Origin of the sequence: Streptomyces sp. CB02414 (assembly GCF_001905385.1) — a bacterium.
In the GTDB taxonomy this organism is placed as follows: Bacteria; Actinomycetota; Actinomycetes; order Streptomycetales; family Streptomycetaceae; genus Streptomyces.
In genome coordinates this window covers 40591-67258 of the sequence record NZ_LIPF01000001.1, presented here as the reverse complement: position 1 = coordinate 67258, position 26668 = coordinate 40591, and the positions used below count along the sequence as shown (strand labels likewise).

24 protein-coding genes and 1 riboswitch are annotated in these 26668 nt (G+C 74.0%); of the genes, 11 read left to right on the top strand and 13 right to left on the bottom strand.

Annotated elements, in window-relative coordinates; all coding sequences use genetic code 11:
- Nucleotides 1-9 precede the first annotated feature (9 nt).
- The 9 genes from cobI to AMK11_RS00280 all read right to left on the bottom strand — a co-directional run bounded on the left by cobI (nucleotide 10) and on the right by AMK11_RS00280 (nucleotide 12788).
- Nucleotides 10-756 carry a precorrin-2 C(20)-methyltransferase gene (cobI, locus tag AMK11_RS00320; protein WP_073721434.1) on the bottom strand — a complete coding sequence of 249 codons (747 nt, stop codon included), beginning with the start codon at nucleotides 754-756 and terminating at the stop codon, nucleotides 10-12.
- On the bottom strand, nucleotides 741-2129 hold the full coding sequence (locus AMK11_RS00315) for a cobyrinate a,c-diamide synthase (RefSeq protein WP_073723809.1): 1389 nt from the start codon (nucleotides 2127-2129) through the stop codon (nucleotides 741-743). Before AMK11_RS00315 ends, cobI begins: the two co-directional genes overlap by 16 nt.
- The gene (gene cobO / locus AMK11_RS00310) at nucleotides 2126-2725 is read right to left on the bottom strand and encodes a cob(I)yrinic acid a,c-diamide adenosyltransferase (RefSeq protein ID WP_073721432.1); all 600 of its coding nucleotides are present in this window, start codon (nucleotides 2723-2725) and stop codon (nucleotides 2126-2128) included. The genes AMK11_RS00315 and cobO overlap by 4 nt, the downstream gene beginning before the upstream one ends.
- A complete protein-coding gene (locus AMK11_RS00305) occupies nucleotides 2725-4740 on the bottom strand; it encodes a putative cobaltochelatase (protein WP_073721430.1) in 2016 nt (671 codons plus the stop codon). Before AMK11_RS00305 ends, cobO begins: the two co-directional genes overlap by 1 nt.
- Nucleotides 4737-8390, bottom strand: a complete 3654-nt coding sequence (gene cobN, locus AMK11_RS00300; RefSeq protein ID WP_073721428.1) for a cobaltochelatase subunit CobN — start codon at nucleotides 8388-8390, stop codon at nucleotides 4737-4739. Before cobN ends, AMK11_RS00305 begins: the two co-directional genes overlap by 4 nt.
- Nucleotides 8387-9895, bottom strand: a complete 1509-nt coding sequence (locus AMK11_RS00295) for a cobyric acid synthase (protein ID WP_073721426.1) — start codon at nucleotides 9893-9895, stop codon at nucleotides 8387-8389. The genes cobN and AMK11_RS00295 overlap by 4 nt, the downstream gene beginning before the upstream one ends.
- Nucleotides 9892-10857 (bottom strand): cobalamin biosynthesis protein, encoded by a 966-nt coding sequence (locus tag AMK11_RS00290; RefSeq protein WP_073721424.1) that lies wholly within the window; start codon nucleotides 10855-10857, stop codon nucleotides 9892-9894. The genes AMK11_RS00295 and AMK11_RS00290 overlap by 4 nt, the downstream gene beginning before the upstream one ends.
- Before the next feature lie 106 nt (nucleotides 10858-10963).
- A riboswitch (cobalamin riboswitch) is annotated at nucleotides 10964-11102 on the bottom strand.
- A gap of 173 nt (nucleotides 11103-11275) precedes the next feature.
- Nucleotides 11276-11497, bottom strand: a complete 222-nt coding sequence (locus AMK11_RS00285; protein ID WP_043374477.1) for a hypothetical protein — start codon at nucleotides 11495-11497, stop codon at nucleotides 11276-11278.
- Nucleotides 11498-11531: 34 nt separating this feature from the next.
- Nucleotides 11532-12788, bottom strand: coding sequence for an inorganic phosphate transporter (locus AMK11_RS00280; protein WP_073721422.1), 1257 nt, complete (start codon nucleotides 12786-12788; stop codon nucleotides 11532-11534).
- Nucleotides 12789-13012: 224 nt separating this feature from the next.
- Here AMK11_RS00280 and AMK11_RS00275 point away from each other — a divergent pair, with 224 nt between their 5' ends.
- From AMK11_RS00275 to AMK11_RS00265, 3 genes are all read left to right on the top strand, one after another.
- Nucleotides 13013-13708: a class II aldolase/adducin family protein gene (locus AMK11_RS00275; RefSeq protein WP_073721420.1), complete on the top strand. Its 696-nt coding sequence runs from the start codon at nucleotides 13013-13015 to the stop codon at nucleotides 13706-13708.
- A gap of 88 nt (nucleotides 13709-13796) precedes the next feature.
- Complete coding sequence (locus AMK11_RS00270) at nucleotides 13797-14924, top strand: alpha/beta hydrolase family protein (RefSeq protein WP_073721418.1); 1128 nt, start codon at nucleotides 13797-13799, stop codon at nucleotides 14922-14924.
- 583 nt (nucleotides 14925-15507) lie between these two features.
- Nucleotides 15508-16929 (top strand): hypothetical protein, encoded by a 1422-nt coding sequence (locus tag AMK11_RS00265; RefSeq protein ID WP_073721416.1) that lies wholly within the window; start codon nucleotides 15508-15510, stop codon nucleotides 16927-16929.
- A gap of 28 nt (nucleotides 16930-16957) precedes the next feature.
- Here the strand turns inward: AMK11_RS00265 and AMK11_RS00260 are convergent, their stop codons facing one another.
- Nucleotides 16958-17362, bottom strand: coding sequence for a VOC family protein (locus AMK11_RS00260; protein WP_073723807.1), 405 nt, complete (start codon nucleotides 17360-17362; stop codon nucleotides 16958-16960).
- Between the two features lie 305 nt (nucleotides 17363-17667).
- On the opposite strand from AMK11_RS00260, the gene AMK11_RS00255 reads away from it, so the two are divergent.
- The 3 genes from AMK11_RS00255 to AMK11_RS00245 all read left to right on the top strand — a co-directional run bounded on the left by AMK11_RS00255 (nucleotide 17668) and on the right by AMK11_RS00245 (nucleotide 20783).
- Complete coding sequence (locus AMK11_RS00255; RefSeq protein WP_073721414.1) at nucleotides 17668-19266, top strand: ABC-F family ATP-binding cassette domain-containing protein; 1599 nt, start codon at nucleotides 17668-17670, stop codon at nucleotides 19264-19266.
- A gap of 333 nt (nucleotides 19267-19599) precedes the next feature.
- Nucleotides 19600-19821, top strand: coding sequence for a helix-turn-helix domain-containing protein (locus AMK11_RS00250; RefSeq protein ID WP_003976983.1), 222 nt, complete (start codon nucleotides 19600-19602; stop codon nucleotides 19819-19821).
- 158 nt (nucleotides 19822-19979) lie between these two features.
- On the top strand, nucleotides 19980-20783 hold the full coding sequence (locus AMK11_RS00245; protein ID WP_073721412.1) for an enoyl-CoA hydratase/isomerase family protein: 804 nt from the start codon (nucleotides 19980-19982) through the stop codon (nucleotides 20781-20783).
- A 43-nt stretch (nucleotides 20784-20826) separates the two neighbouring features.
- Here AMK11_RS00245 and AMK11_RS00240 read toward each other — a convergent pair whose 3' ends face one another.
- Nucleotides 20827-21555, bottom strand: a complete 729-nt coding sequence (locus AMK11_RS00240) for a nucleopolyhedrovirus P10 family protein (RefSeq protein WP_073721410.1) — start codon at nucleotides 21553-21555, stop codon at nucleotides 20827-20829.
- Between the two features lie 88 nt (nucleotides 21556-21643).
- Between AMK11_RS00240 and AMK11_RS00235 the strand changes: the two genes are divergently transcribed.
- From AMK11_RS00235 to amaP, 5 genes are read left to right on the top strand one after another with little or no spacing between them, the layout of a single operon-like run.
- Nucleotides 21644-22111, top strand: coding sequence for an Asp23/Gls24 family envelope stress response protein (locus AMK11_RS00235; protein ID WP_073721408.1), 468 nt, complete (start codon nucleotides 21644-21646; stop codon nucleotides 22109-22111).
- Between the two features lie 48 nt (nucleotides 22112-22159).
- Nucleotides 22160-22345 carry a hypothetical protein gene (locus AMK11_RS00230; protein ID WP_073721406.1) on the top strand — a complete coding sequence of 62 codons (186 nt, stop codon included), beginning with the start codon at nucleotides 22160-22162 and terminating at the stop codon, nucleotides 22343-22345.
- Nucleotides 22342-22725, top strand: coding sequence for a hypothetical protein (locus AMK11_RS00225; RefSeq protein WP_073721404.1), 384 nt, complete (start codon nucleotides 22342-22344; stop codon nucleotides 22723-22725). The genes AMK11_RS00230 and AMK11_RS00225 overlap by 4 nt, the downstream gene beginning before the upstream one ends.
- Nucleotides 22722-23408, top strand: a complete 687-nt coding sequence (locus AMK11_RS00220) for a DUF6286 domain-containing protein (protein WP_073721402.1) — start codon at nucleotides 22722-22724, stop codon at nucleotides 23406-23408. The genes AMK11_RS00225 and AMK11_RS00220 overlap by 4 nt, the downstream gene beginning before the upstream one ends.
- Nucleotides 23405-23992: an alkaline shock response membrane anchor protein AmaP gene (gene amaP / locus AMK11_RS00215; RefSeq protein WP_073721400.1), complete on the top strand. Its 588-nt coding sequence runs from the start codon at nucleotides 23405-23407 to the stop codon at nucleotides 23990-23992. The genes AMK11_RS00220 and amaP overlap by 4 nt, the downstream gene beginning before the upstream one ends.
- A 123-nt stretch (nucleotides 23993-24115) precedes the next feature.
- Here the strand turns inward: amaP and AMK11_RS00210 are convergent, their stop codons facing one another.
- Both AMK11_RS00210 and AMK11_RS00205 read right to left on the bottom strand, forming a co-directional pair.
- Nucleotides 24116-24871 carry an SDR family oxidoreductase gene (locus tag AMK11_RS00210; protein WP_073721398.1) on the bottom strand — a complete coding sequence of 252 codons (756 nt, stop codon included), beginning with the start codon at nucleotides 24869-24871 and terminating at the stop codon, nucleotides 24116-24118.
- Nucleotides 24872-24875: 4 nt separating this feature from the next.
- The gene (locus AMK11_RS00205; RefSeq protein ID WP_073721396.1) at nucleotides 24876-26663 is read right to left on the bottom strand and encodes a glycoside hydrolase family 15 protein; all 1788 of its coding nucleotides are present in this window, start codon (nucleotides 26661-26663) and stop codon (nucleotides 24876-24878) included.
- Between the last annotated feature and the right edge of the window lie 5 nt (nucleotides 26664-26668).

Genomic DNA, 26668 nt, shown 5'->3' with positions numbered 1-26668 from the left:
AACCGCGGTTCACAACTTCCCGCCCCGCCCGCCCTCGCGCCGGGCGGGCGCGATGAGCGTCGAGAGGTAGGGCAGCGGCCCGCCGTCCAGCTCGGCGGCCGCCCGCACGGACTCCTCGGGCAGCCCCAGCGCCGACCCCCACACGGCGTCGTCCAGCCGCCCGGTCTCCCGCAGTGCCTCGGCCACCTCGGCGGCCTGCCGGCCGAACTTGTAGGCGACCACGGTCCCGGGCCCGTTCAACGCGTCCTTGAGCACGGCCGCGCCCGCCGTCACCGGCACCAGCGTCAACGGCTCGGTGCCCTCGGTCAGCACGGCCCCCGACCGCGCCGCGAGGTCCTGCATCGCGGTGATACCCGGCACGGTCTCCACGACGGTGCCCGGCACCAGCTCACCGACGGTCTGCGCGAGATAGGTGAAGGTCGAGTACACGTTCGGATCGCCGATGGTGGCGAAGGCGACGCTCCCGTACTCCCGCAGCAGCCCGGCGACCCGCTCCCCGGCCGCGTCCCAGGCCGCCTCGCGCCGCGCCCGGTCGGTGCGCTCGTTGAGCGCGAACACCACCCGTACGACCTTCTCGGCGCCCACGTAGTGCAGCACGGTCGCCTCGGCGCGCCCGCGTTCACCTGTGTCCATCACGGGTACGACGACGACATCGGCGGCCCGCAGCGCGTTGACCCCCTTGACGGTCACCAGCTCGGGGTCACCAGGGCCGACCCCGACCCCCACCAGCCTGCTGCTGCTCATGACGTCCGGCACCTCTCCACGAACCGACGGGCGACACCGGGCTCGGACGCCCAGTGCGTGTGCAGATAGCTCGCGTGCACACCGCGCTCCACGAATCCCTCGACGCGCCGCTCGGGCGCCCGCATCCCATACGCCGGCGCGGCTCCGGCCCCCGGCTCCACCACGGTCCGGTGGAACTCGTGCCCCCGCATCCGCGTCCCCGCGACGGCCAGCGCACTGTCGGACACGGCGACGGCGTCCCGGTACCCCAGGGTCAACCGCTCCGACATCCGGGCCGAGGCGTCCAGCACCCCGCACATCGGCAGCCCGTCCAGCTCCCGGCACAGGTACAGCAGCCCCGCGCACTCGGCGGCGACGGGAGCACCGCCCAGCGCCAGCTCGGCGACGGCCTTGCGCAACGGCTCGTTGGCGGACAGCTCGGAGGCGTACACCTCGGGGAACCCGCCTCCGAGGACGAGCCCGGCGGTTCCCTCGGGCAGCTCCTCGTCCCGCAACGGGTCGAACGTGACGACCTCGGCCCCGGCAGCGGCGAGCAACTCGGTGTGCTCGGCATAGGAGAAGGTGAAGGCCGCTCCTCCGGCGACGGCAACGCGTGGCGTCGACTTCTCGTCCGACCGAGACGGGTGGTGGGTGGGCACAGGCCAGGGGGCCCAGGGGGCGGAGCCCCCAGGCAGCGGCCCGGCAGCCCGCGCCAACCCGACCAACGCCTCCAGATCACACCCACTGGCGACCTGCGCCGCCATCGCGTCAACGGCGTCCACTGCCGCTCCCCGCCGCTCGGCAACGGGAACCAACCCCAGGTGCCGGGCGGGCACATCCACCTGCGGAGCCCGCCGCAACACCCCCAGCACCGGCACCCCGACGGAGTCCACCGCCTCCCGCAACAACCCCTCGTGCCGATCGGACGCGACCTTGTTCAGAATCACGCCCCCGACCCGCACCTCCGGGTCCCAGGACACGAATCCGTGCACCAGCGCCGCCACCGACCGCGACTGCGCCGACGCGTCCACGACCAGCACCACCGGCGCCCGCAACAGCTTCGCGACCTGCGCGGTGGAGGCGAGTTCGCCCTCGCCCGCGGCCCCGTCGTACAGCCCCATCACGCCCTCGACCACGGCGATGTCACACCCGCGCGCCCCGTGCAGGAACAACGGCCCGATCAGCTCGGGCCCGCACAGGTAGGCGTCCAGGTTCCGCCCCACCCGCCCGGTGGCGAGCGCGTGGTACCCGGGATCGATGTAGTCGGGCCCGACCTTGTGCGGCGACACGGCGAGCCCGCGCCCGGCGAGCGCGGCCATCAGCCCGGTGGCGACGGTGGTCTTGCCGCTCCCGGACGAGGGCGCGGCAATGACCAGCCGAGGAACACCGGAATCCGGAGAGGTCACCACTCGATGCCCCTCTGCCCCTTCTGTCCCGCGTCCATCGGGTGCTTGACCTTGGACATGTCGGTGACGAGGTCGGCGAACTCCACCAGCTTCTCCGGCGCGTTCCGCCCGGTGATCACGACGTGCTGGGTCCCGGGCCGCTCCCGCAGCACGGACACGACCTCGTCGGTGTCGATCCACCCCCAGTGCATCGGGTAGGCGAACTCGTCCAGCACGTACAGCCGGTACGTCTCGGCGACCAGGTCCCGCTTGACCTGCTCCCAGCCCTCCCGGGCCTTCTCCTCGTTGTCCATCTGCGCGTCCCGCTGGACCCAGGACCAGCCCTCGCCCATCTTGTGCCAGTCGACGGACCCGCCCTCACCACTGGCGCCCAGCACCCGCAGCGCGTTCTCCTCGCCGACCTTCCACTTCGCCGACTTGACGAACTGGAACACCCCGATCGGCCACCCCTGGTTCCAGGCACGCAGCGCCAGCCCGAAGGCGGCGGTGGACTTGCCCTTCCCGATGCCCGTGTGCACGACGACCAGCGGACGATTACGGCGCTGACGCGTCGTCAGGCCGTCGTCCGGCACGACACTCGGCTGCCCCTTCGGCATTACGCGGCCCTCCTGGTCCCCTGCACGTCCCTCACCAAGCCGGCGATAGCGTCCGCCTGCAGCTCGTCCAGCGTCACCGCCGTACCGCCCAGCTCACCCGCGAGCTGCCCGGCCAGCCCCAGCCGCACGGGTCCCGACTCGCAGTCCACGACCACGGACGCGGTCCCCTCGGCCGCGAACAGCCGCGCCGCCCGCCCCGCCAGCGCGACGGGCTCGGGACCACCGGTGGCCCGCCCGTCCGTCACCACCACGACCAGCGCCCGCCGTGCCGGGTCCCGCAGCCGCTCCACCCGCAGCACCTCGTGCGCCTTGAGTAGCCCGGCGGCGAGCGGCGTGCGCCCCCCGGTCGGCAGCGACTCCAGCCGCACCGCCGCCGCGTCCACCGAGGAGGTCGGCGGCAGCGCGACGTCGGCCGCCGAACCCCGGAAGGTCACCAGCCCCACCTTGTCCCGCCGCTGGTAGGCGTCCAGCAGCAGCGACAGCACGGCACCCTTGACGGCGCTCATCCGCTGCCGCGCCGCCATCGACCCGGAGGCGTCGACGACGAACAGCACGAGGTTGCCCTCACGCCCCTCACGGGTCGCCTGCCGCAGATCGTCCCGCCGGACCACCAGACCGCGCCCCGCCCGTCCCCGCGCCCGCTGGTGCGGTGCGGCGGCCTGCACGGTGGCGGCCAGATGCAGCTTGGTCAGGGCACCCTGCGGCCGCCGGGCGCCCGTGGTCCGTCCGTGCTCGGTCCGCGCCCGCGAACGCCGCCCGGCGGCACCCTCGCCCAGCCCCGGCACGCTCAGCACCTTGGTGCGGAACGGCTCGGCGGCACGCGCGGGGGACTGCTCGCCGGCGCCACCTGAAGGCTGCGGCTCCCCGCCCTCCCCGGCCTCGGGCCGCGCGGCGGTGTCACCGTCCCCCTGCGGCGCGTCGTCGGGCTCCGGCTGCCCGCCGGGACCGCCGGGGCCGTCGGGGCCCGGGTCGGGATCGTCGTCCCCGCCGCCGTCCCCGTCCTGCCCGCCGAACTCCTCCAGCGTCTCGTCGAGCTTGTCCTCGTCGAGACCGGGCGCGTCGAACGGATTCCGCCGCCGCCGGTGCGGCAGTGCCAGCAGCGCGGCCTGCCGCACGTCCTCAGCCAGTACGTCGGTCCGCCCGGCCCACGCCGCCAGCGCGGTCGCGGTCCGCGCCATGACGATGTCGGCGCGCATGCCGTCCACCTCGAAGGCGGCGCAGGTCGCCGCGATCTGCCGCAACGCCCCGTCCCCGAGCCGGACCGAGGGCAGCAGCTCCCGCGCCGCCACGATCCGTGCCCGTACGGCGGTCTCCTCGTCGGCCCAGCGCGCGGCGAACCCGGCCGGGTCGTCGTCGTAGGCGAGCCGGCGCCGCACGACCTCCACCCGCTGGTCGGGCTCGCGCGAGGCCGAGACCTCCACGGTCAGCCCGAACCGGTCGAGGAGCTGCGGCCGCAGCTCGCCCTCCTCGGGGTTCATGGTGCCGACGAGCAGGAACCGCGCCGCGTGCCGCACCGACACGCCCTCGCGCTCGACGTACGAGGCACCCATCGCCGCCGCGTCCAGCAGCAGGTCCACCAAGTGGTCGTGGAGGAGGTTGACCTCGTCGACGTACAGGATGCCCCGGTGCGCGTCGGCCAGCAGACCCGGCTCGAAGGCCTTCACACCCTCCGCGAGCGCCCGCTCGATGTCGAGGGCACCCACCAGCCGGTCCTCGGAGGCACCGACGGGCAGCTCCACCATCCTGGCCGGCCGGGATCCGGAGGCCCCCGGCTCGTGCGGCCCGTCCGGGCAGGCGAGGTCGGGGGAGCCGGGATCGCAGGAGAAGCGGCACCCGGCCACGACGTCCACCTCCGGCATCAGCGCCGACAGCGCACGCACGGCCGTCGACTTGGCGGTGCCCTTCTCGCCGCGCACCAGCACACCGCCGACGGCCGGCGAGACGGCGTTCAGCAGCAGCGCCAGCCGCAGGTCGTCCTGACCGACGACGGCCGTGAACGGGAACGGGGTACTCACTTCTCGTCACCCTCCAAGTCGCCCTCGAGCTCCAGATACGTGGCGCGCAGCCGCTCCAGCGTCTCCGCGTCCGGTTCGGCCCACAGGCCCCGGTCGGCCGCCTCCAGCAGCCGCTCCGTGATGCCGCGCAGCGCCCACGGATTGGACTTCTTCATGAAGTCCCGGTTCTCCGCGTCGAAGACGTACTCGGCGCTGAGCTTCTCGTACATCCAGTCGTCCACGACCCCGGCCGTGGCGTCGTACCCGAAGAGGTAGTCGACGGTCGCCGCCATCTCGAAGGCACCCTTGTAGCCGTGCCGCCGCATCGCCGCCATCCACCGCGGATTGACGACCCGCGCGCGGAAGACCCGGTGCGTCTCCTCGCCCAGCGTCCGCGTCTTGACCTGGTCGGGAGTGGCCGAGTCGCCGACATACGCCTCCGGGCTCTCGCCCGTCAGGTGCCGCACCATCGCCACCATGCCGCCGTGGTACTGGAAGTAGTCGTCGGCGTCGACGAGGTCGTGCTCGCGGGTGTCGACGTTCTTCGCCGCCACCGCGATCCGCCGGAACGCCGTCTCCATGTCGCCGCGCGCCGCCCGCCCGTCGAGCCCGCGCCCGTAGGCGTAGCCGCCCCACACCGCGTACACCTCGGCGAGGTCCGCGTCGCTGCGCCAGTTCCGTGCGTCGATCAGCGGCAGCAGCCCGGCACCGTACGCGCCCGGCTTGGAACCGAAGATGCGCGCCGTGGCCCGCCGCCGGTCGCCGTGCTCGGCCGCGTCCTCCTCCACGTGCGCCCGTACGTAGTTGGACTCGGCCGGCTCGTCCAGTTCCGCCACCGCCCGCACCGCGTCGTCGATCAGCCCGACGACGTGCGGGAACGCGTCCCGGAAGAAGCCCGAGATGCGCACGGTGACGTCCACGCGCGGCCGGCCCAGCTCGGCCAGGGGCACGATCTCGAAGCCCGTCACCCGGCGCGAGGCGTCGTCCCAGACCGGACGGCAGCCCAGCAGCGCCAGGATCTCCGCGATGTCGTCGCCCTGGGTGCGCATCGCGGACGTGCCCCAGACGGTGAGGCCGACCGACCTCGGGTACTCGCCGGTGTCGGTCAGGTACCGCTGGACCAGCGAGTCCGCCAGTGACTGCCCGACCTCCCAGCTCAGCCGGGACGGGATCGCCTTCGGGTCGACGGAGTAGAAGTTCCGGCCGGTCGGCAGGACGTTGACCAGGCCGCGCGTCGGCGAACCGGACGGTCCGGCCGGGACGTAACCGCCGTCCAGGGCCCGCAGGATGTGCCCGATCTCGTCCGTGGTCCGGGCCAGGCGCGGCACGACCTCCGTGCAGGCGAACTCCAGCACCGCGACCGCGTCGGGGAGTTCGGCGCCCAGCACCTCGCCCACCAGGCCAGGGGCGGCGGCCGTGTCCCAGGCCCGCAGCTCCATGCCCTCCGCGATCCGCCGGCACAGCTGCTCCAGCAGGTCGATCGCGTCGGCGGCCGACCGCGCCGGGCCGTCCACCAGGTCCGTCAGCTCCACCGGCACCTTCACCGGCGCGCCCGGCTCGGCCAGCAGCTCCTTCTCCACCAGCCCGAAGTGCTCGGCCAGCGAGGCCCTGAGCCCCGGCAGTGCGTTCGCCTGCCCGCCCCAGACCTGCGAGGCCCGCAGCACCGCGAGCACCAGGTTCACGCGCGGCTCGCCGACCGGGCCGCCGCCCAGGATGTGCAGGCCGTCGCGGATCTGCACGTCCTTGATCTCGCAGAGGTAGCCGTCGATGTGCATGACGAACTCGTCGAACTCGTCGTCGTCCGGCTGGTCGTCCACATGCAGGTCGTGGTGGAGTTCGGCCGCCTTGACCAGCGTCCAGATCTGCGCGCGCACCGCCGGCGCCTTCACCGGGTCCAGGTCGGAGACGAGCGCGTACTCGTCGAGCAGCTGCTCCAGCTTGGCCAGGTCGCCGTAGGTGTCCGCGCGCGCCATCGGCGGCACCAGGTGGTCGACGACCGTGGCGTGGCCGCGCCGCTTGGCCTGGGTGCCCTCACCGGGGTCGTTGACGATGAACGGGTAGATCAGCGGCAGGTCGCCGAGGACCGCGTCCGGCGCGCAGCCGGCGCTCAGGCCGAGGCCCTTGCCCGGCAGCCACTCCATCGTGCCGTGCTTGCCCATGTGCACGATCGCGTCGGCGCCGAAGCTGTTCTCCAGCCAGCGGTAGGCGGCCATGTAGTGGTGCGACGGCGGCATGTCCGGGTCGTGGTAGATCGCGATCGGGTTCTCGCCGAAGCCGCGCGGCGGCTGGATCATGACGACGACGTTCCCGAACTGGAGGGAGGCGAGGACGATGTCGTCGCCGTCCACGTACAGCGAGCCCGGCGGCTCGCCCCACGCCTCCCGCATCGCGTCCCGCAACTCCGGGTCCAGCTTCTCGAACCACGCCCGGTAGTCGGCCAGCGGCACCCGCGCGGGCGCCGCCGCGAGCTGGTCCTCCGTCAGCCACTCGACGTCGTGACCGCCGGCCTCGATCAGCCGGTGGATCAGCTCGTCGCCCTCGGCGGGGTACCCGGTGACCCCGTACCCCGCGTCCCTGAGCGCGTCCAGCACCCGCACCGCCGACGCCGGGGTGTCGAGACCGACCGCGTTGCCGACGCGGGAGTGCTTGGTCGGGTACGCGGTGAAGACCAGCGCGAGCTTCTTGTCGGCGTTCGCCTTGTGCTTCAGCGCCGCGTGCCGTACGGCGATCCCGGCGACCCGCCCGGCCCGCTCGGGGTCGGCGACGTACACGGGTACGTCGTCGGGGCCCTGTTCCTTGAAGGAGAACGGCACGGTGACCAGGCGCCCGTCGAACTCCGGGATGGCGACCTGCATCGCCGCGTCCATGGGGGAGAGAGCGGCGTCCGACTCCTCCCAGGCGGCCCGGGAGGAGGTCAGGCAGAGCCCTTGCAGCACGGGGACGTTCAGGTCGGCCAGGGCCCCGATGTCCCAGGCCTCCTCGTCGCCGCCCGCCGACGCCTGCGAGGCGTGCGTGCCGCCGGCCGCGAGGACCGTGGCGACCAGGGCGTCGGCCCGGCCCAGCAGCTCGTACAGCCCGGCGTCCGCGCCGCGCAGCGAACCGCAGTACACGGGCAGGGCGTTGGCGCCGCGCGCCTCGATCGCGTCGCACAGCGTGTCGACGAAGGCGGTGTTGCCGCTGAGCTGGTGGGCGCGGTAGAAGAGCACGCCGACCGTCGGGCGGCCCTCGACCACGTCCCGGGAGCCGTGGACGCCGTACTCCGGCATCTTCTCCGGCTCCTCGAAGCCCTCGCCGGTCAGCAGCACCGTGTCGGAGAGGAACCGGGCGAGCTGGGTGAGGTTGGCGGGCCCGCCCTCGACGAGGTAGCGCAGCGCCTCCGCGACCACGCCGGCCGGCACCGAGGACTCGGCCATCAACTCGGCGTCCGGCACGCTCTCGCCGCCCAGCAGGACGGTCGGGACGCCGGCGGCCTTCAGCGCGGCGAGCCCGTCCTCCCAGGCGCGCTTGCCGCCCAGGAGGCGCACGACGGCGACGTCCGCGCCCTCGACGAGCCCCGGCAGTTCCTCCCGTACGTCGACCCGGGTCGGGTTGCCGATCCGGTAGGCGGCGTCCGACGCGCGGGCCGCCAGCAGGTCCGTGTCGGCGGTCGACAACAACAACACTGTGCTCATGCGGGCGCTCCCGGTGGAATGAAGGGCAGTCCTTGCGGCGCGCCGGACTCGATGAGCCGCCACAGCGCGTCCGTGTCCGCGTGGTGTTCGATCAGGTCGCCGAGCCGGTCGAGCTGCTCCTCGCGCAGCGCGGCGAACGAGGTGTCGGGAGCCGGCACGAAGCGGCGGCCCGCGGCGGCGGCCACCTCGCGCAGGAACGCCCGCCGGAAGCCGTCCGACTCCAGCGAGCCGTGCCAGTGCGTGCCCCAGGTCTGGCCGACCCGGCAGCCGTCCAAGAAGGGTTCGCCCCCTACGACTTCGGCGACCCCGTGGTGGATCTCGTACCCCTCGACGTGCTCGCCGAGGGCCTCGCCGGCCGGCCGGGTGAGGGTCTTCTCGCGGGCGAACCGCACCCGCACGGGCAGCAGTCCGAGCCCGGCCACGTGCCCGGCACGCGACTCGACCTTGTCCTCGATGTGCTCGCCGAGCAGCTGGAAGCCGCCGCAGATGCCGAGGACGGGCCGCCGCTCGGCCACCCTGCGCGCGACGGCGTCCGCGAGTCCCCGCTCCCGCAGCCACTCCAGGGCCCGGACCGTTCCCCGCGTCCCCGGCACGATGACGAGATCCGCGTCGGCCAGTTCCTCCGGCCGGTCCACGAACCGCACCACGACACCGGGTTCGGCGGCGAGCGCGTCCACGTCCGTGAAGTTCGACATGAGCGGGATCGCGCAGACGGCGACCCGCAGCACGTCCTCGCCGACCGGCGGCGCGACGACGGACTCCCGCACGGTCCCGCGCAGGGAGACCCGCAGCCCGTCCTCCTCGTCGATGCCGAGCCCGTGCCGGAAGGGCAGCACGCCGTACGTGTGCCGCCCGGTGAGCCCGTGCAGCATCTCCAGCCCCGGTTCCAGCAGCGACACGTCGCCCCGGAACTTGTTGACGAGGAACCCGGCGACCAGCGCCTGGTCCTCGGGCGCCAGCAGCGCCACCGTCCCGAAGAACGAGGCGAAGACCCCGCCCCGGTCGATGTCGCCCACCACCAGCACGGGCAGCCCGGCGCCCCGGGCGATCCCCATGTTCACGATGTCGGTCCGGCGCAGGTTGATCTCGGCCGGACTGCCCGCCCCCTCGCAGATCACCGCGTCATACGTGCCCCGCAGTTCGGCCAGACAGTCCAGCACGGTGCCGAGCAACCGCTGCTGCCGTCCGCCGTGGTAGCCGCGGGCGCTCATCTCGCCGACCGGCTTGCCGAGCAGCACGACCTGGCTGCTGCGCTCCCCGCCCGGCTTCAGCAGCACCGGGTTCATCTGCGCGGTCGGCTCCACCCGGCACGCCTGGGCCTGCATGGCCTGCGCCCGCCCGATCTCCGCGCCCTCACGCGTCACGAACGAGTTGAGGGACATGTTCTGCGCCTTGAAGGGCGCGACCTTCACGCCCTGGCGCACCAGCCAGCGGCAGATCCCGGCGGTGACGACGCTCTTGCCGGCGTCGGAGGTGGTGCCGGCGACGAGGAGGCCACCGTTCATGACGTACGTCCCTTCTTGACGACCCCGCGGACGAGCAGCCGCGCGCCCGCGCACGCGCCGAGCGCCAGCCAGCCCACGCGCCGGGAGAGCCGCACGGCCCGCTCGATGTCGCCGGAACCGGCCCGTACGGGCCGCCCCGCCGCCCCGTTGAGCACGGGCCGGTGCTCGACCCGTCCGCCGTAGGAGAGCGTCCCGCCGAGCCGCACGCCCAGGGCGCCCGCGAACGAGGCCTCCACGGGACCGGCGTTGGGGCTCGGGTGCCGCGCGGCGTCGGCGCGCCAGGCCCGTACGGCGCCCCGGGGATCGCCGCCGGCCGCGGTGGCCAGGACGGCGGTGAGGCGGGCGCCCGGCCAGCCCGCGAGGTCGTCGAGCCGGGCCGAGGCCCAGCCGTAGCGGCGGTACCTGGGCGACTTGTGGCCGACCATCGCGTCCAGGGTGTTCACGGCCCGGAAGCCGGCCAGTCCGGGCACTCCGGCCACCGCGCCCCACACCAGGGCGCCCACGACCGCGTCCGAGGTGTTCTCGGCGACGGACTCCACGACCGCCCGCGCGATCCCGTCGGCGTCCAGGGCCTGCGGGTCCCGCCCGCACAGGTGCGGCAGCCGCGCGCGGGCGGCCTCGACGTCGCCGGCCTCCAGGGCGCGGCCGACGGCGCTCGCCTCGCGGGCGAGCGAGGTGCCGCCGACGACCGCCCAGGTGGCGGCGGCGGTCAGCGCGACGGAGGCGGCGGGGGAGTGGCGTACGGCGCGGTCGGCGGCCAGCCCGAGGGCGGCGGCGCCCCCGGCGCACACGGCGGTGTGCAGCGCGCCCCAGCCTCGGTGGTCACGCCACAGCACCCGTTCCACGGCACCGGCGGCACGGCCGAACGCGGCGACCGGGTGTCCGCGGCGCGGGTCGCCGAGGAGGAGGTCACCGAGGAGGCCGGCGGCGGCGCCGTACGCGAAGACGCGTTCGGCGCGCACGGCTCAACCGGCCGTGGGGAGGGAAAGACGAAGAGTCTCGCTGGTGAGCCTGGAACGGCAGCCGCGCATGGCGATAGGTCCTCACTCAGGGTGTCCGCGCCCTGGTTAGAAGAGAACGGCGGTGGGAGTTCCTGGCTCCCGGGGATCGCTCCCCGGTCACAGTGGCGGGACCGCGCCGGATTCACACCGGGCTTCCTCTCCAGCCGCCGCATTGGCTCCGGCAGTCCACCACGCGCCGCGAACACCCGTCAACTTGCCGTTGACCTGCGAGGGGGGAGTGTGCGAAGGCCCACACGCGGGCGGCGTGCGCGGGCGCGGGGGAAGAGTGCGCGGGGAACGAGAAGAGCGGGGCGCGGGACGGACCTCGGAGTCCGTCCCGCGCCCCGCACCACGGTGTGCGCCGCGCTGCCTTACCGGCTCAGGCGACGATCAGGTAGATGCCGTACGCCACCGCCGCCGCGCAGGCCGCGAAGCACGCGTACGCGCCGGTGACCGCGAGGCCCGCGGAGCCTCCCTCGGCGGCGGCCCGCTCCTGGCGGGAGAGGCCGGCGATGCCGAGGGTGAACAGGCCCACCAGGGCCACGGTGGCCACGAGGCTGACCCCGAAGACGGAGCCGAGAGCTGCCCAGTCGATGCTCATGGAGGTTCGTTTCCTTCGTACCCGGGGCGCGGGTTCAGACGGTGGTGGCCGAGGGGGCCTTGGACTCGGACGACTCCGGCGACTCGGCCACGGAGGACGCGACGGCGGCCACCGGCTCCTCGGTCACGCCCGCCGGGGGCGGGGTCACGGCGGCCATCGCCTGGGTCACCACGCCGGACTGCTCGGGCTCGTCGGCGTCGATGACGTTGGTGTGGTCGACGACCTCGCGCCGGGAGAGCTTCCAGATGGCGGCGCTGGAGGCGACCAGGAAGACCGCGACCAGGGCGGTGCCCCAGTCACCCAGTCCGCAGACCCACTCGGCGATCGCGGCGACCAGGGCGGCGGCCGGCAGGGTCAGGCCCCAGGCGACGAACATCCGGGTGGCCGTGGACCAGCGGACCACGCCGCCCTTGCGGCCGAGGCCCGCGCCCATCACCGCACCGGAGACCGAGTGCGTGGTGGAGAGGGAGAAGCCGAGGTGCGAGGAGGCGAGGATGACCGTCGCGGCGCTGGTCTGGGCGGCGAAGCCCTGCTGCGGCTGGAGGTCGGTCAGGCCCTTGCCCATGGTGCGGATGATGCGCCAGCCGCCGAGGTAGGTGCCGAGCGCGATGGCGATGCCCGCGGAGAGGATGACCCACATGGGCGGGTCGGAGTCGGGGGCGAGCGAGCCGCCGGCGACCAGGGCGAGGGTGATGATGCCCATCGTCTTCTGGGCGTCGTTGGTGCCGTGGGCCAGCGAGACCAGACCGGCGGAGGCGATCTGCCCGGCGCGGTAGCCCTTCGCGGCGGCCTTGCCGTCGGCCTTGCGGCCGAGCCGGTACGTCAGGCGTGCGCCGAGCATCGCCGCGACACCCGCGACGAGCGGGGCGGCGATCGCGGGGATCAGCACCTTGGTGACGAGCGCGTCGCCGTTGACCGCGCCGACGCCCGCCGAGGCGACCGCGGCACCGATCAGACCGCCCATGAGGGCGTGGGAGGAGCTGGACGGGAGTCCGACCAGCCAGGTCAGCAGGTTCCAGAGGATCGCGCCGACCAGAGCGGCGAAGATGACCTCGGGACGGATGCCGGTCTCGTCCACGAGACCCTTGGAGATCGTGTTGGCGACCTCCACGGAGAGGAAGGCGCCGACAAGGTTGAGGACGGCGGACATCGCCACCGCCACCTTGGGCTTGAGCGCACCGGTCGAAATGGTCGTTGCCATCGCGTTGGCGGTGTCGTGGAAACCGTTCGTGAAATCGAACGCGAGAGCGGTCACCACCACAATCGCGAGGATCAGCGAGAAGCTTTCCATTTACCCAGGCAATCGTTCGAGGTCATTGGCTGGACGAACGTAGGTAACCATGGTGAACGGAAGATGAACTGAGCAGGGCGCCACGGTGACCGGAACCGGCGCCACCGCCTCCCTCCGCGTGTCCGCCCCGATGCTCTCCGGAGACGTGCCTGGCAGGATCGCCGCGACGCCGGTCGGCGGCGGCCGGAAACGGGCCCGGAGCGGGCGGGGAGGAGACGGTGACTGTGACGTATTCGCGGGCCGGACGGGCGGCCGGACAAACGGAACCCGAAGAGGAACGGGACCGGAGGGAGGCCTGGGAGGCGCTCGTCGCCACGGCCCGGCGGACGGTGACGGACGGGCTGGTGGTCGGCACCTCGGGCAACGTCTCGGTGCGCGTCGGCGACACGGTGCTGGTCACCCCTTCGGGTGTGCCCTACGACCGTCTGGCCCCCGGGGACGTCACCGGCGTCGACCTCGACGGCCGGCAGGTGCTCGGCACCCTCGTCCCCACCAGCGAACTGCCCATGCACCTCGCCGTCTACCGAGCCACCGACGCCCGCGCCGTCGTCCACACCCACGCCGTGCACGCCACGGCCGTCTCACTCCTCGTCCCCGAGCTGCCGCCGGTCCACTACATGACCGCGGCGCTCGGCGGCCCCGTCCGCGTCGCCCCCTACGCGCCCTACGGCACCGACGCACTGGCCCGCCACATGCTCGACGCCCTCACCGACCGCACCGGCTGCCTGCTCCAGAACCACGGCACCCTCACCTACGGCACCACCCTGGACCAGGCGTTTGACCGCACCGCCCAGCTGGAGTGGATGTGCCGCCTGTGGCTGACGGCCTCCTCGGTGCCGGGCAGATCGCCGTCACTGCTGACCGAAGAGCAGCTGGCCGAGGTGGCGGACCGGCTGCGCGGATACGGGCAGCGGCCCTGACCCCCGCCCCGGCCCCGTTGATCCGAACGGGCCCGCGCACCCGCCGTCCCGGTGGCTTACTCCGCGGCCCCCCGGGAAACTGAAAGGCGTGCGCATCCTCCCCGCGACGGCCGCCGCCGTCACCGCAGCCCTGGCCGCAGGGGCGGCGAGCGTCGCCGCCGGACGGCTCGCCAGCGACGCCGCGCTCAAGGCGCCGCCCGGCCGGCCCCTGCCCACCGAACCGCGGCTCACGGTGCACGGCACCGCCGCCGGCCAGATCACCCTCACCCGGGACCTGGCCGCCCTGCGCCCCGGCCGTTACGGCCTCGCCGGCGACGGCTCCCACGCGGTCGTCGGCCCCGTCCTCGGCACGGCCGACCACGGCGCCGACACCGTCGTACGCCGCCTCGAACGCGTCACGCACGGCACGCTCTCGGCCGGCGACCGCGCCTGGTTCACGCCGAACCTGTACGTCGGCAACCCGGGCACCGCCCTCGACCTCGAGTTCGCCGACGTCGAGGTCCCCGGCGAACTCGGGCCGCTCCCGGCCTGGTTCCTGCCCGGGTCCCGGCCGACCTGGGTCATCGCCGTGCACGGCCTGGCCGCCACCCGCGAGCACGCCCTGAACCTCATCGCGCCCCTGCACCGCCGCAGCGTCCCGGTGCTCGCCCTCGCCTACCGCGGCGACGTCGGCGCCCCGCCCTCGCCGGACGGCCTGCACCACTTCGGCGAGACCGAGTGGCGCGACGTGGACGCGGCCGTCCGCTACGCCGTCGACCACGGCGCCCGCCAGGTCGTCCTGCTCGGCTGGTCCACCGGCGCCACCATGGCCCTGCGCACCGCCGCGCTCTCCGGCGTACGCGAGCGCATCGCGGGGCTCGTACTCGACTCCCCGGTCCTCAGCTGGGAGACCACCCTGCGCGCCCTGGCCGCCGCCCGCCGTACCCCGGGCGTGCTCCTGCCGCTCGCCGTCCGCGCCGCCCAGGGCCGCGCCGGCCTGCACGCCGACCACGACGCGGGGACCGCCGGCCTCTACCGCCCGGCGGTCCCGACCCTGATCTTCCACGGCCCCGACGACGCGGTCTCCCCCTGGCGCCTCTCCCGCCGCCTCGCCGACACCCACCCCCGTCTGGTCGCCCTGCACCCCGTCAAGGGCGCCCCGCACGGCGCCATGTGGAACGCCGACCCCGACGACTACGAAGAGACACTGCGCCGTTTCATGACCCCGCTGGTGTGACTCCGACGGTCTCCGCGCCGGTCGCCTCCGGCGGTCCGTCCCGGGCACTCCGGCGCGCACCCGTGCCGGTACTCCCTCGAACCCCCTGCTCGGTGCCTCCCGCGGGCCTGTTCCCTGCCTCGTCGGCGCACCGCGCCGGCCCAGACGGCGGCTCTTCGCCGCCCGCCCCGGGCGGCCTCCCCGCCGGCGCCTCCGGTGGGCCGGTCCGGTGCTGCCGTGCACTGGTGGCCCCGTGCCCCGTACCGGGTACGCCCCGGACGCGTGCCTCCGCCGAGTCCGTGCCGCGCGTATCCGCCGGGCCTGTCGCGTACTGCCGGTGATCGCGTGTCCGCCGGGCCTGTCGCGTACTGCGGGTGACCCTCGCCGTCCGCTCCGGGCGCCGCCCGGCCGGTGTCCCGGGCGACGGGTGCCGGGCGGCCCGGCGGGACCGTGCCCGTCCTGCTCCCTACCGGTTCCGTTTAATGCCGTACCGGTGGCTTGATCGTGCCCCGGAGGGCGTTCCAGGCCGATACGTCCCCCGTGCCGGACGGGTGGCGTCGCATTCCGTTTGGGTTTTCGGACGGTCAACCGGAAGACTGCACCCGTGACGTCCCGTATCCCGCGCGACTCCAGGCTCCGACTCGTCCGCCCGCGACCCCTGGCCGCCGCCCCCCAAGCGATGACCCAGCGGCGTCCGCGCCGCGCCGCGCCCCGGCCCCCGGAGGGCACACCCGCCCGGTCGGAGCTGGCCAGAATGGCGCGCTCCGGCCTGGCCGACGCCGCCCGCGTCGCCCGCTGGGCCGACACCGCGCTCGGCAGCGGCAGCGCGACCGCCGACGGCAAGGCCACCCTCTCCGACGCGACCGCCGACCGCGCGGCCCGGGAGCTGGGCCTGACCCCGGCAGAGGTCCGCGCCGACTGGGACACCGCCCGTCTCGCCGGACTGGTCGAGGTGCACGGCGACAGCGCCCGCCCCGGCTGGCGGCTGCGCGCCTGGAACCGCGACGACAGCGCCGTGCTGCGCGGCTGGGTCGCCCTCTTCGACGCCTGGTCGCTCGCCCACCCGGAGCCCGCCGGGCAGGAGCCCGCCGCCGTGGCCGAGGTCATCTCCGCGATGCCCCAGGTGCTGTCCTTCCTCCAGCTGTCCGCCGGACCCGTTCCGGTGGCGCAGCTCCTGGACCTGCTGGAGCAGCGCGTCACCGAACTGCGCACCGAGCGCTGCGAGGTGCCCTACGGCCCCCGGCTCGAGCCGGGGACCCCGCAGCCCGCCGAGGCCGCCCCGGTCCCGGACACCGCCCCCGGCACCCCCCTCGCCCCCCTCCTCGACTGGGCCCTGCACGCCCTCGCCTCCGTCGGCGCCCTCACCTGCGGCGACGGTCACGCCACGCTCACCCCGCTCGGCAGCTGGGCGGTCTGGGTCAAGCTGGAGCAGATCTGCGTCGCCGCGCAGAGCCCCGCCGGCAACATCGAGCAGCCGGCCGAGGACATGCTCCGGGGCTGCGGCCGGCTCCGCCCGAACGCCGCCCGCGCCGAGTACCGCGCCTGGCTCGCCGCCCGTCCCGTCGGCAGCGCCGTCGCCGAGCTGATCGGTGCCGCCCGCGGCGAGGACGCCCTGCTGCGCGGCCTCGCCTTCGACGCGCTCCGGGTCGTGGGCGCCCCCGCCGAGCCCGACGTCCGCGCCGTCGTCGAGGAGCCGGCGCTGCGGCCCTACGCCCTCCTGTGGCTGGCCGAGCACGACGGCGCCGACCCCGAGGACGCCCACCACGCCCTCACCCGCCGGGAGGCCACCTGGCTGTGGGTCGACACCGCCGCCGCCGTCGCCGACCACGGGGAGGCTCCGCTGCTCGTGCGGCACCTGGAGTCCGCGGTGCAGCCCACCGTCCCGGCCCTGCTCGACGAGGTGCGGGCGGTCGGGCATCCGCGCACGGTGCAGGTCCTGGTCGCGCTCGCCGCCGCCCACCCCGACCCCGCCCTGGCCAAGGCCGTGCGCCGGGCGGCGTTCCAGGTGCACACCGGAGGCGGCTGAGGGGCGGGCCGAGGGCGTCGGCCCGGGTTCAGGCGCGGATCTCCGGAGCGTAGGTGCCGAAGCTCCAGATGTTCCCCTCCAGGTCCCGGGCCATGTAGTCCCGCGAGCCGTAGTCCTGGTCGGTCGGGGGCATCAAGATCTCCGCGCCGTGCTCGGCCGCCCGACGATGGTGGGCGTCGACGTCGTCCACCACGACGTACACCCCCGTCGTCCCGGCGTTCTTCATCGCCTCGTCGAAGCGACTGCCGGTGCCCTTCGAGCCGAGCATGATCGCGCCGTTGCCCTGGGCGAGTTCGGCGTGGGCCACCGAGCCGTCCTCGCCCTCGTACACGGCGAGTTCCGTGAAACCGAAGGCCTGGGTGAGCTGGCGGACCGCCGCCTTGGCGTCCGCGTACAGCAGCGTCGGGTAGACGCTGGGACGGCCGCCGTCCATGCCTGCCATGCCGATCACTCCCTTGTGAGCCGGTGTCGGGGGCCGGACGCCGCGAGGACCCCGGGAAGCCAGTGAAGTCCTGGAATCCAGCCCTGTGGCCAGTCTGGCACCGCCCACTGACAACGGCCCGGACCAGCGCTTCCGAACAGGGGAGCCCCGAACAAGGGACCGCTGACGGCCGGACCCGGGAAAAGTGCTTGCACGGCCCCGTTAGACTGGCCCCATGGCCATTCTCCTCGCGCATTAGACGGCGGGAACGTCCTCCAGCCGCCCGTCCCGCCACCCACCCGCCCAGGAGTCTGACCGTGATCTCCGCCTCCGGCATCGAGCTGCGCGCCGGTGCCCGCGTCCTCATCGAAAGCGCCACCTTCCGCGTCGCCAAGGGCGACCGCATCGGCCTGGTCGGCCGCAACGGCGCGGGCAAGACCACCCTCACCAAGGTCCTCGCCGGCGAGGGCCAGCCCGCCGGCGGCACCGTCACCCGCTCCGGCGAGGTCGGCTACCTCCCGCAGGACCCGCGCACCGGCGACCTCGACGTGCTCGCCCGCGACCGCATCCTCTCCGCCCGCGGCCTGGACGTACTGATCCGCAAGATGCGCGAGAACGAGCAGCGCATCGCCAACGGCCAGGGCGCCACCCGCGACAAGGCGCTCAGGCAGTACGAGCGCCAGGAGACCGAGTTCCTCACCAAGGGCGGATACGCCGCCGAGGCCGAGGCCGCCACCATCGCCGCCGCGCTGAACCTGCCCGACCGGGTGCTCGGCCAGCCCCTGCACACGCTCTCCGGCGGTCAGCGCCGCCGCATCGAGCTGGCCCGCATCCTGTTCTCCGACGCGGACACCCTGCTGCTCGACGAGCCGACCAACCACCTCGACGCCGACTCGATCATCTGGCTGCGCGACTACCTGAAGACCTACCGCGGCGGCTTCATCGTGATCTCCCACGACGTCGAGCTGGTCGAGACGGTCGTCAACAAGGTGTTCTACCTGGACGCCAACCGCTCCCAGATCGACGTCTACAACATGGGCTGGAAGCTCTACCAGCAGCAGCGCGAGGCCGACGAGAAGCGCCGCAAGCGCGAGCGCGCCAACGCCGAGAAGAAGGCCGCCGCCCTGCACTCGCAGGCCGACAAGATGCGCGCCAAGGCCACCAAGACGGTCGCCGCGCAGAACATGGCCCGCCGCGCGGACAAGCTGCTCTCCGGCCTGGAGGCGGTCCGCCAGTCCGACAAGGTCGCCAAGCTCCGCTTCCCCGAGCCCTCACCCTGCGGCAAGACCCCGCTCACCGCCGAGGGACTGTCCAAGTCGTACGGCTCCCTGGAGATCTTCACCGACGTCGACCTGGCCATCGACAAGGGCTCCCGGGTCGTCATCCTCGGCCTCAACGGCGCGGGCAAGACCACCCTGCTCCGCCTCCTCGGCGGCGTCGAGAAGCCCGACACCGGCCAGGTGATCGAGGGCCACGGCCTCAAGCTCGGTTACTACGCGCAGGAGCACGAGAACCTCGACCCCGAGCGCACCGTCCTGGAGAACATGCGCTCGGCCAACCCCGACCTGGACCTGGTCGAGGTCCGCAAGACCCTGGGCTCGTTCCTGTTCTCCGGCGACGACGTCGACAAGCCGGCCGGTGTCCTGTCCGGCGGCGAGAAGACCCGCCTGGCGCTCGCCACCCTGGTGGTGTCGTCGGCCAACGTGCTGCTGCTCGACGAGCCCACCAACAACCTCGACCCGGCCAGCCGCGAGGAGATCCTCGGCGCGCTGCGCACCTACAAGGGCGCGGTCGTCCTGGTCACCCACGACGAGGGCGCCGTCGAGGCGCTCCAGCCGGAACGGATCATTCTGCTTCCGGACGGCGTCGAGGACCTCTGGGGCGCCGACTACGCGGATCTCGTCGCCCTGGCTTGATCGAATGGATGATCCACCGGTATGGATCATTCGGTCGATCCGTGATCCACCATCTGTGTGAGATCTCCTCATCACGACGTGTGTCCTACACGGATTTCGCGGCCGGACCCCCATCGCCGGGGGTCCGGCCGCGACGCCTTTCTGACCTGGAACTTCGTGGAGAAACCCGTTCGGGTGTACGGACGCGAACCTCTGGAATCCAGGATTCCGTATGTGGGGACCCGCTCCTGTCGTCACAACCTTGTCTCATCGACCTTGCCGAATGGGTGGCCATCAGGGCCGGGAGGGGTGATCATGAGGAGACCAGAGCGCACTTCCCATGAGGAGGCACGGGTGGCCGAGACTCTGAAGAAGGGCAGCCGGGTGACCGGCGCCGCGCGCGACAAGCTCGCGGCAGACCTGAAGAAGAAGTACGACGCCGGTGCAAGCATCCGGGCGTTGGCCGAGGAAACCGGCCGCTCGTATGGCTTCGTGCACCGCATGCTCAGTGAGTCGGGCGTCACGCTCCGAGGGCGTGGTGGGGCTACCCGGGGCAAGAAGGCCACATCGGCCTGACGCTCCGGGCGACCCCTCGGCTCCGAAAGTGAAGGTGGTCACCCGGTCGGTCGTCGGACCGTCCGGGTGGTTACTGTGCAGTCACTTAGCTCCGTCGTCGCACGGCGTGCAAGCCGGCGTACGACGGGGACGACGACCGCACCTTTCGGAGGCGCCCCATGGCTTCGCCCGCCCACGACCCCGGTCCCGCACTCGACAAGGACGGCGTGCGGCTCACCGTCGACGACGCGATCGCCACGGTGACACTGACCAACCCGGCCAAGCGCAACGCGCAGAGTCCCGCCCTGTGGCGGGCGCTCACCGAGGCCGGCCGGCTGCTGCCGGGTTCCGTCCGGGTCGTGGTGCTGCGCGCCGAGGGCAAGTCCTTCTCGGCCGGGCTCGACCGGCAGGCGTTCACGCCCGAGGGCTTCGACGGCGAACCGTCGTTCATCGACCTCGCCCGGGGCGGCGACGCCGAGCTGGACGCGACCATCACCGAGTACCAGGAGGCGTTCACCTGGTGGCGGCGCAGCGACATCCTGTCGATCGCCGCCGTGCAGGGGCACGCCATCGGGGCGGGTTTCCAGCTGGCCCTCGCCTGTGACCTGCGGGTCGTCGCGGACGACGTGCAGTTCGCCATGCGCGAGACCAGCCTCGGCCTGGTGCCGGACCTGACGGGCACGCACCCCCTGGTTTCCCTGGTCGGCTACGCCCGCGCGCTGGAGATCTGCGCGACGGGCCGCTTCGTCATGGCCGAGGAGGCCGTGAACACCGGCCTGGCCAACCTCGCCGTGCCCGCGGACCAGCTCGACGGCGCCGTCCACGACCTGGCCTCCGCCGTACTCGCCGCGCCGCGCGACGCCGTCATCGAGACCAAGGCGCTCCTCCAGGGCGCCGTCGGCCGCGACTACGAGGCCCAGCGCGCCGCCGAACGCGCCGCTCAGGGACGCCGCCTGCGCGACCTGGCCGGTCTCGGGGAGTGACCGGGAGCACCGGCGCACGGAAGTAGCCGGTGCGCCGGTCCGGTCAGTCGACCGCCGTCACCAGTACCGCCACCGAGGGGCGGTCCGGCAGGGCATCGGACACCGCCGTGCGCACCTGCCGGGCCACCTCCACCGCGTGGTGCCCGGCGTGCACGGCCAGTTCCACCCGGACGTGACGGCGCGGCAGGGCGGACGCCTGCGGCAACTCCGCCATGTCCACCGGATGGCCCAACGCCGCAGTCAGCCGGGACACGCCCGGGACGGCCAGCGCCACGTCGGCCACGCGACCCGCGTCGCCCTCCCCCCGGCTGACGGCGCGGCCGGACCCCGGCTCGCGATCCGGGGCCGGAGCCGGTCCCTCGGCGGGCCCCGCAGCCGCATCCAGCAGGGCCGTCGCCCGCAGATCCACGTCCGTCACCGTCAGCCCCAGCCCGCGGGCCGCCGTCGACAGCGCGGCGCGCAGCCGGGCGGCCGTCACCGGCAGCGGCTCCGCCGCCGTCGCCGCGAAGTCGGCCGTCACCCGCAACGGCCCGGGCGACAGGGCACTCGGCGGTGCCGGCACCACGGGTTCCCGCGCGTCACCCGGATCGGCGGGTGCCACGCGCAGACCGTCCGGACGTACACCCGCCACGGCCCCGGCAGCGGCCAGCAGCACGTCGCGCACCGCCCGCTCCGCGATCCACGCGCCGTCCCGCGGTCCGCCCAGCGGCAGCAGCCTGCCGAGCCCCAACTGTTCCCGCACCGCCCGCGCCCACCGGTCCGCCGTCGTCATTCCTCCACCCTGCCGCATCCCCGGCGCGCGATCGCGCAACCTTGCTTACGGTGGTCGAAGAAGGACGGACCGGGAAAGGACTGCGGCGATGAGTGACCTGACGGAGAAGGACACGCCCGAGACCGGGGCCCAGCGAGCACAAGGTGTCCGGCGCGCCGGGGGAGCCCCCGGCGAGCGGGGCCGCACCACCATCGCCGACGGCGTCGTGGAGAAGATCACCGGAATGGCGGCACGCGACGTCGCCGGTGTGCACGCCATGGGCAGCGGCATGTCCCGCACCTTCGGCGCCGTGCGCGACCGGGTGCCCGGCGGGACCAAGTCGGGGGTGACACGCGGCGTCAAGGCCGAGGTCGGCGAGAAGCAGACCGCCCTCGATCTCGAGATCGTCGTCGAATACGGCGTGTCGATCTCGGATGTCGCCCGTGACGTGCGGGAGAACGTGGTGGCGGCGGTGGAGCGGATGACCGGCCTCGAGGTCGTCGAGGTCAACATCGCGGTCAGTGACGTGAAACTGCCCGACGAGGAGGACGAGGAGCCGGAGCCTCGGATCAAGTGACATCGAGCGACATCAAGTGACGCGGACGCGGACTGAGGGGAGCGCACCATGAGCATGGCCGTGGTCGGCCTGATCGCCGGCATGGCGCTGGGTTTCGCCGGGTACTTCGGCGGCTTCGGGGCCTTCGTGCTGGTGGCGGCCCTGGGAGCCGTCGGCTTCGTCGTGGGCCGCCTGCTGGAGGGGGACATGGACCTCGGCGACTTCTTCCGCTCCCGCGACGACCGGCGGCGGTGACCGGCGTGAGCGGTGGGGCCGGTGAGCTCCTCGAACCCCCGACCGTCGTACCGCCGGGCGAGCGCGGAGCCACGCGGATCGCCGACCGGGTCGTCGCCAAGGTCGCCGCGCGGGCGGCGCGCGAGGCGGTCGGTCCGCTCCACCCGGACGCGGCACGCCCGTACGCCACCGTCGCGGTCCACCACGACACCGCCCGCGTCCGGGTCCACCTCGAACTGGACTACCCCTGCGACATCGGCGCCCGCTGCGGGCAGGTGCGTCACCAAGTCGTGCAGCGGGTACGCGCGTTGGTGGGCATGGCGGTGCCGGAGGTCGCCGTCCAGGTGGAGCGGCTGCACCTGGCGGCGGAGTACGGCGCGAAGCAGGGGAGGGCGCGATGAGCGAGCCCCAGGGCACCGAGGGCACCGAGGGCAGCACCCGGCGGCTGCCCGTCATGGAGCCCGGCGCGGAGACCGGTACGGAGGGGAAGGCACCCGGCGCCGAATCACCGCCGGAGCCCGGACCCGACGCCGCCGACGGACGGGCCGGCCGCTTCTGGTCGGCACGCCGCGTCCCCGCGGGCATCGTCGCGCTGCTGCTCCTGCTCGTCGCGGCCGCCTTCCTCTACGACGTCGTCGCCGTGCGCACCGGCCGCTCGGCCCTGGGCTGGCGCCGCGACCTGGCCCGGCAACTCGCCGAGCGGCCCCTCGACGACACGTGGGTCCTGGTCGGCGCGGGAGTCGCAGCGGCCCTCGGGCTCTGGCTGCTCCTCCTGGCCCTCACGCCCGGCCTGCGCAAGGTGCTGCCGATGCGGCGCACCCTGCCGGGCGTACGCGCCGGGCTCCATCGGGACGCCGCCGCGACGGTGCTGCGCGACCGGGCCATGGAGGTCGCCGGGGTGCAGGCGGCGCGCGTGCGGCTGCGCCGTCGCAAGGCACGCGTGCGCGCCCTGTCCCACTTCCGGGAACTGGACGACGTACGGACCGATCTGGACGGCGTGCTCGACGACGCGGTGCGCGGGCTGGGGCTGGCCCGGCCGCCCGCCGTGTCCGTCAGGGTGGCGCGCCCCGGAAAGAAGGGGTGAGGGCGGTGCTCAGGACCGTCGACCGAGTGCTCCTGGGGCTGGTGGGCCTGATTCTGCTCGCCCTCGGCGGCTCGGTGCTGGCCATCGGGTTCGGCGCCCCCGCGCCCTCCTGGTGGCTGCACCAGGGACCGCACGACGTGCTGCTCAGCGCCGCCGAGCGGACCAGGTGGCGGGAGGCCGGCTGGTGGTGGCCGGTCGTGATCGCCGCGCTCGCCGTTCTGCTGCTGCTCGCCCTGTGGTGGCTCGTGGCCGTGGTGCGCCGCCGCCGGCTCACCGAGGTGCTCGTCGACACCGGTGACGGCGAGGGCGCGGCACTGCGCGGCCGGGCCCTGGAGGCCGTCATCGCCCAGGAGGCCGACCGCGTGGACGGGGTCGAACGGGCCAGGGTCCGGCTCACCGGCCGCCGCGCCTCCCCGGCCGCCCGCGTCCGCCTCCTCCTCGCCCCCCACGTCGACCCCGGCACCGCCCTGGACGACCTCACCACCCACGCCCTGACCCACGCCCGCACCTCGGCGAACCTCGCGGCCCTCCCGGCCGAGGTCCAGCTCCGAGGCGTCAAGCACGGGGCCGAGCGGGTCAGCTGACCGCCGCGAGCGGGGACCGTGCCCCACGATTCCGGGCTGCCCACCGCCACGGACCGACCGTCGCCGCGCGGAGTCTGCCGGCGGCGGCCGACCGGGGCGAGGGCCGTACGGCCCCTGGCGCAGCTAGAACCCGTGGCGCATCCCGCCGTCCACCGGCAGCATCACGCCTGTGACGTACGACGCCGCGGGGGACAGCAGGAAGGCCGCCGTGCGGCCGAACTCCTCCGGGGCGCCGTAGCGGCGCAGCGGGACGCGGGACTCGGACGCCGCCCTCGTCGCCTCGGGGTCGGCGGACATGCCGTCCAGCTCGCGCACCCGGTCGGTGTCGATGCGGCCCGGCAGCAGGCCGACGACGCGGATGCCGCGCGGGCCCAGTTCGTCGGCGAGGGACTTGGCGAAGCCCGCCAGGCCGGGCCGCAGGCCGTTGGAGATGGTCAGGCCCGGGATCGGCTCGTGCACCGAGCCCGACAGCACGAAGCCGACGACGCCGCCGCCCTCCAGTTCGGCCGCCGCCGTCCGGGCCAGTCGCACCGCGCCGAGGAACACCGACTCGAACGCGGCCTGCCACTGGGCGTCCGTGTTGTCGGCGGCGAACCCGGGCGGCGGCCCGCCCACACTGATCAGTACGCCGTCGAAGCGGCCGAAGTGCTCACGGGCGGCCGCGATCAGCCGGCCGGCGGCCTCCGGGTGGGCGTTGTCGGCGGCCACGCCCACCGCGTTCGGCCCCAGCGCCGAGGCCGCCTCCGCGACGGTCTTCTCGTCCCGTCCCGTGACGACCACCTTCGCGCCGTCGGCGACCAGCTCGCGCGCGGCGGCGTTGCCCAGGCCCCGGGTGGCTCCGGTGACGACGTACACCCGGTCCTTCAGTCCAAGATCCATGGCCCTATCCTGCCTCTTCGTCCCCGAACAGGGCGAGGGCCGTGTTCACCAGGCCGACGTGGCTGAACGCCTGCGGGAAGTTGCCGAGCTGGTGGCCGGCGACCGGGTCGTACTCCTCGGCCAGCAGCCCCACGTCGTTGGCGAGCCCCACCAGCCGCTCGAACAGCGCACGGGCCTCCTTGGTCCGGCCCGTCGCGTGCAACGCGTCCGCGTACCAGAACGAGCACACCAGGAAGGTCCCCTCGCTGCCCGGCAGCCCGTCGACCGGGTCGCCCTCGGTGCTGTACCGGCGCACGAGCCCGTCCCGGGACAGCTCCGCGCCGATCGCGTCGACCGTCCCCACGACCCGGGGGTCGTCCGGCGGCAGGAACCCCACGCGCGGGATGAGCAGCAGCGAGGCGTCCAGCTCCCGCGAGCCGTAGGACTGGGTGAAGGTGTTGCGCTCCGGGTCGTAGCCCTTGTCGCACACCTCCCGGTGGACCTCGTCGCGCAGCGCCCGCCAGCCGTCCGGGTCACCGCCGCTCAGCTCGGGATGGTTCTCCAGGGTGCGCACCGCCCGGTCCAGCGCCACCCACGTCATGACCTTCGAGTGCACGAACTGCCGGCGCCCGCCGCGCACCTCCCACAGCCCCTCGTCGGGCTCGCGCCACGCCGTGGCCAGGAAGTCCATCAGCGCGCACTGCAGCTCCCACATCTGCGGCCGCGGGTGCATGCCGGCCAGCCGGGCCAGCGACAGGGAGTCCATGACCTCGCCGTACACGTCCAGCTGGAGCTGGTTCACCGCGTCGTTGCCGACCCGTACGGGCGTGGAATCGGCGAAGCCGGACAGCCACGGCAGCTCGAACTCCGGCAGCCGCCGCTCACCCGCCAGGCCGTACATGATCTGCAGGTCGGCCGGGTTGCCCGCGACCGCGCGCAGCAGCCAGTCGCGCCAGGCCTCGGCCTCCTCCAGGTACCCGGCCGACAGCAGGGCGCCCAGGGTGAGGGTGGAGTCGCGCAGCCAGCAGAAGCGGTAGTCCCAGTTGCGCACGCCGCCCGGCTCCTCGGGCAGCGAGGTGGTCGGCGCGGCCACGATGCCGCCGGTGGGCTTGTAGGTGAGCGCCTTCAGGGTGATCAGCGAGCGGACGACGGCGTCCCGGTGCGGACCGTCGTAGCGGCAGTGCGCGGCCCAGGCCCGCCAGTCCTCGACGCTGTGCTCCAGGGCGATGAACGGGTCGATCAGCGGAGGGCGGGGTTCGTGCGAGGGGTGCCAGGTGAGGACGAACGCGACCTTCTCGCCCTCGGCGACCGTGAACTCCGCGTGCGTCCCGAAGTCCTGCCCCCAGCTGCGCACCTCCGGTTCGCTGCGCAGCCACGCCGAGTCCGGCCCGGCGACCGCGACCCGGTGGCCGTCGGCCCGGCGCATCCAGGGCACGACCGAGCCGTAGTCGAAGCGCAGCCGCAGCACGCTGTGCACGGTGACCTCGCCGCGCAGGCCCTCCACGACGCGTACGAGGTCGGGGGCGCGGTCGCGCTGGGGCATGAAGTCGGTGACCCGGACCGCGCCGTCCGCGGTCTCCCACTCGGTGTCCAGGACCAGGGTGTCCGGCCGGTAGGCGCGCCGAGTGCAGCGCTGAGCCCCCTTGGGGGCGATGCGCCAGTGACCGTTGTCCTCGTCGCCGAGCAGCTTGGCGAAGCAGGCGGCGGAGTCGAAACGGGGCAGACAGAGCCAGTCGACGGAACCGTCCGTGCCGACCAGACCCGCGGTCTGCTCGTCGCCGATGAGCGCGTAGTCCTCGATGTGGGGGTGCACGGGGT

Bases quoted from the DNA above. Each gene is read 5' to 3' on its own strand.
- cobO (WP_073721432.1), bottom strand. From the start codon at position 2,725: ATGCCGAAGGGGCAGCCGAGTGTCGTGCCGGACGACGGCCTGACGACG.
- cobN (WP_073721428.1), bottom strand. From the start codon at position 8,390: ATGAGCACAGTGTTGTTGTTGTCGACCGCCGACACGGACCTGCTGGCG.
- AMK11_RS00295 (WP_073721426.1), bottom strand. From the start codon at position 9,895: ATGAACGGTGGCCTCCTCGTCGCCGGCACCACCTCCGACGCCGGCAAG.
- AMK11_RS00285 (WP_043374477.1), bottom strand. From the start codon at position 11,497: ATGAGCATCGACTGGGCAGCTCTCGGCTCCGTCTTCGGGGTCAGCCTC.
- AMK11_RS00280 (WP_073721422.1), bottom strand. From the start codon at position 12,788: ATGGAAAGCTTCTCGCTGATCCTCGCGATTGTGGTGGTGACCGCTCTC.
- AMK11_RS00260 (WP_073723807.1), bottom strand. From the start codon at position 17,362: ATGGACGGCGGCCGTCCCAGCGTCTACCCGACGCTGCTGTACGCGGAC.
- AMK11_RS00245 (WP_073721412.1), top strand. From the start codon at position 19,980: ATGGCTTCGCCCGCCCACGACCCCGGTCCCGCACTCGACAAGGACGGC.
- AMK11_RS00240 (WP_073721410.1), bottom strand. From the start codon at position 21,555: ATGACGACGGCGGACCGGTGGGCGCGGGCGGTGCGGGAACAGTTGGGG.
- AMK11_RS00235 (WP_073721408.1), top strand. From the start codon at position 21,644: ATGAGTGACCTGACGGAGAAGGACACGCCCGAGACCGGGGCCCAGCGA.
- AMK11_RS00230 (WP_073721406.1), top strand. From the start codon at position 22,160: ATGAGCATGGCCGTGGTCGGCCTGATCGCCGGCATGGCGCTGGGTTTC.
- AMK11_RS00220 (WP_073721402.1), top strand. From the start codon at position 22,722: ATGAGCGAGCCCCAGGGCACCGAGGGCACCGAGGGCAGCACCCGGCGG.
- AMK11_RS00210 (WP_073721398.1), bottom strand. From the start codon at position 24,871: ATGGATCTTGGACTGAAGGACCGGGTGTACGTCGTCACCGGAGCCACC.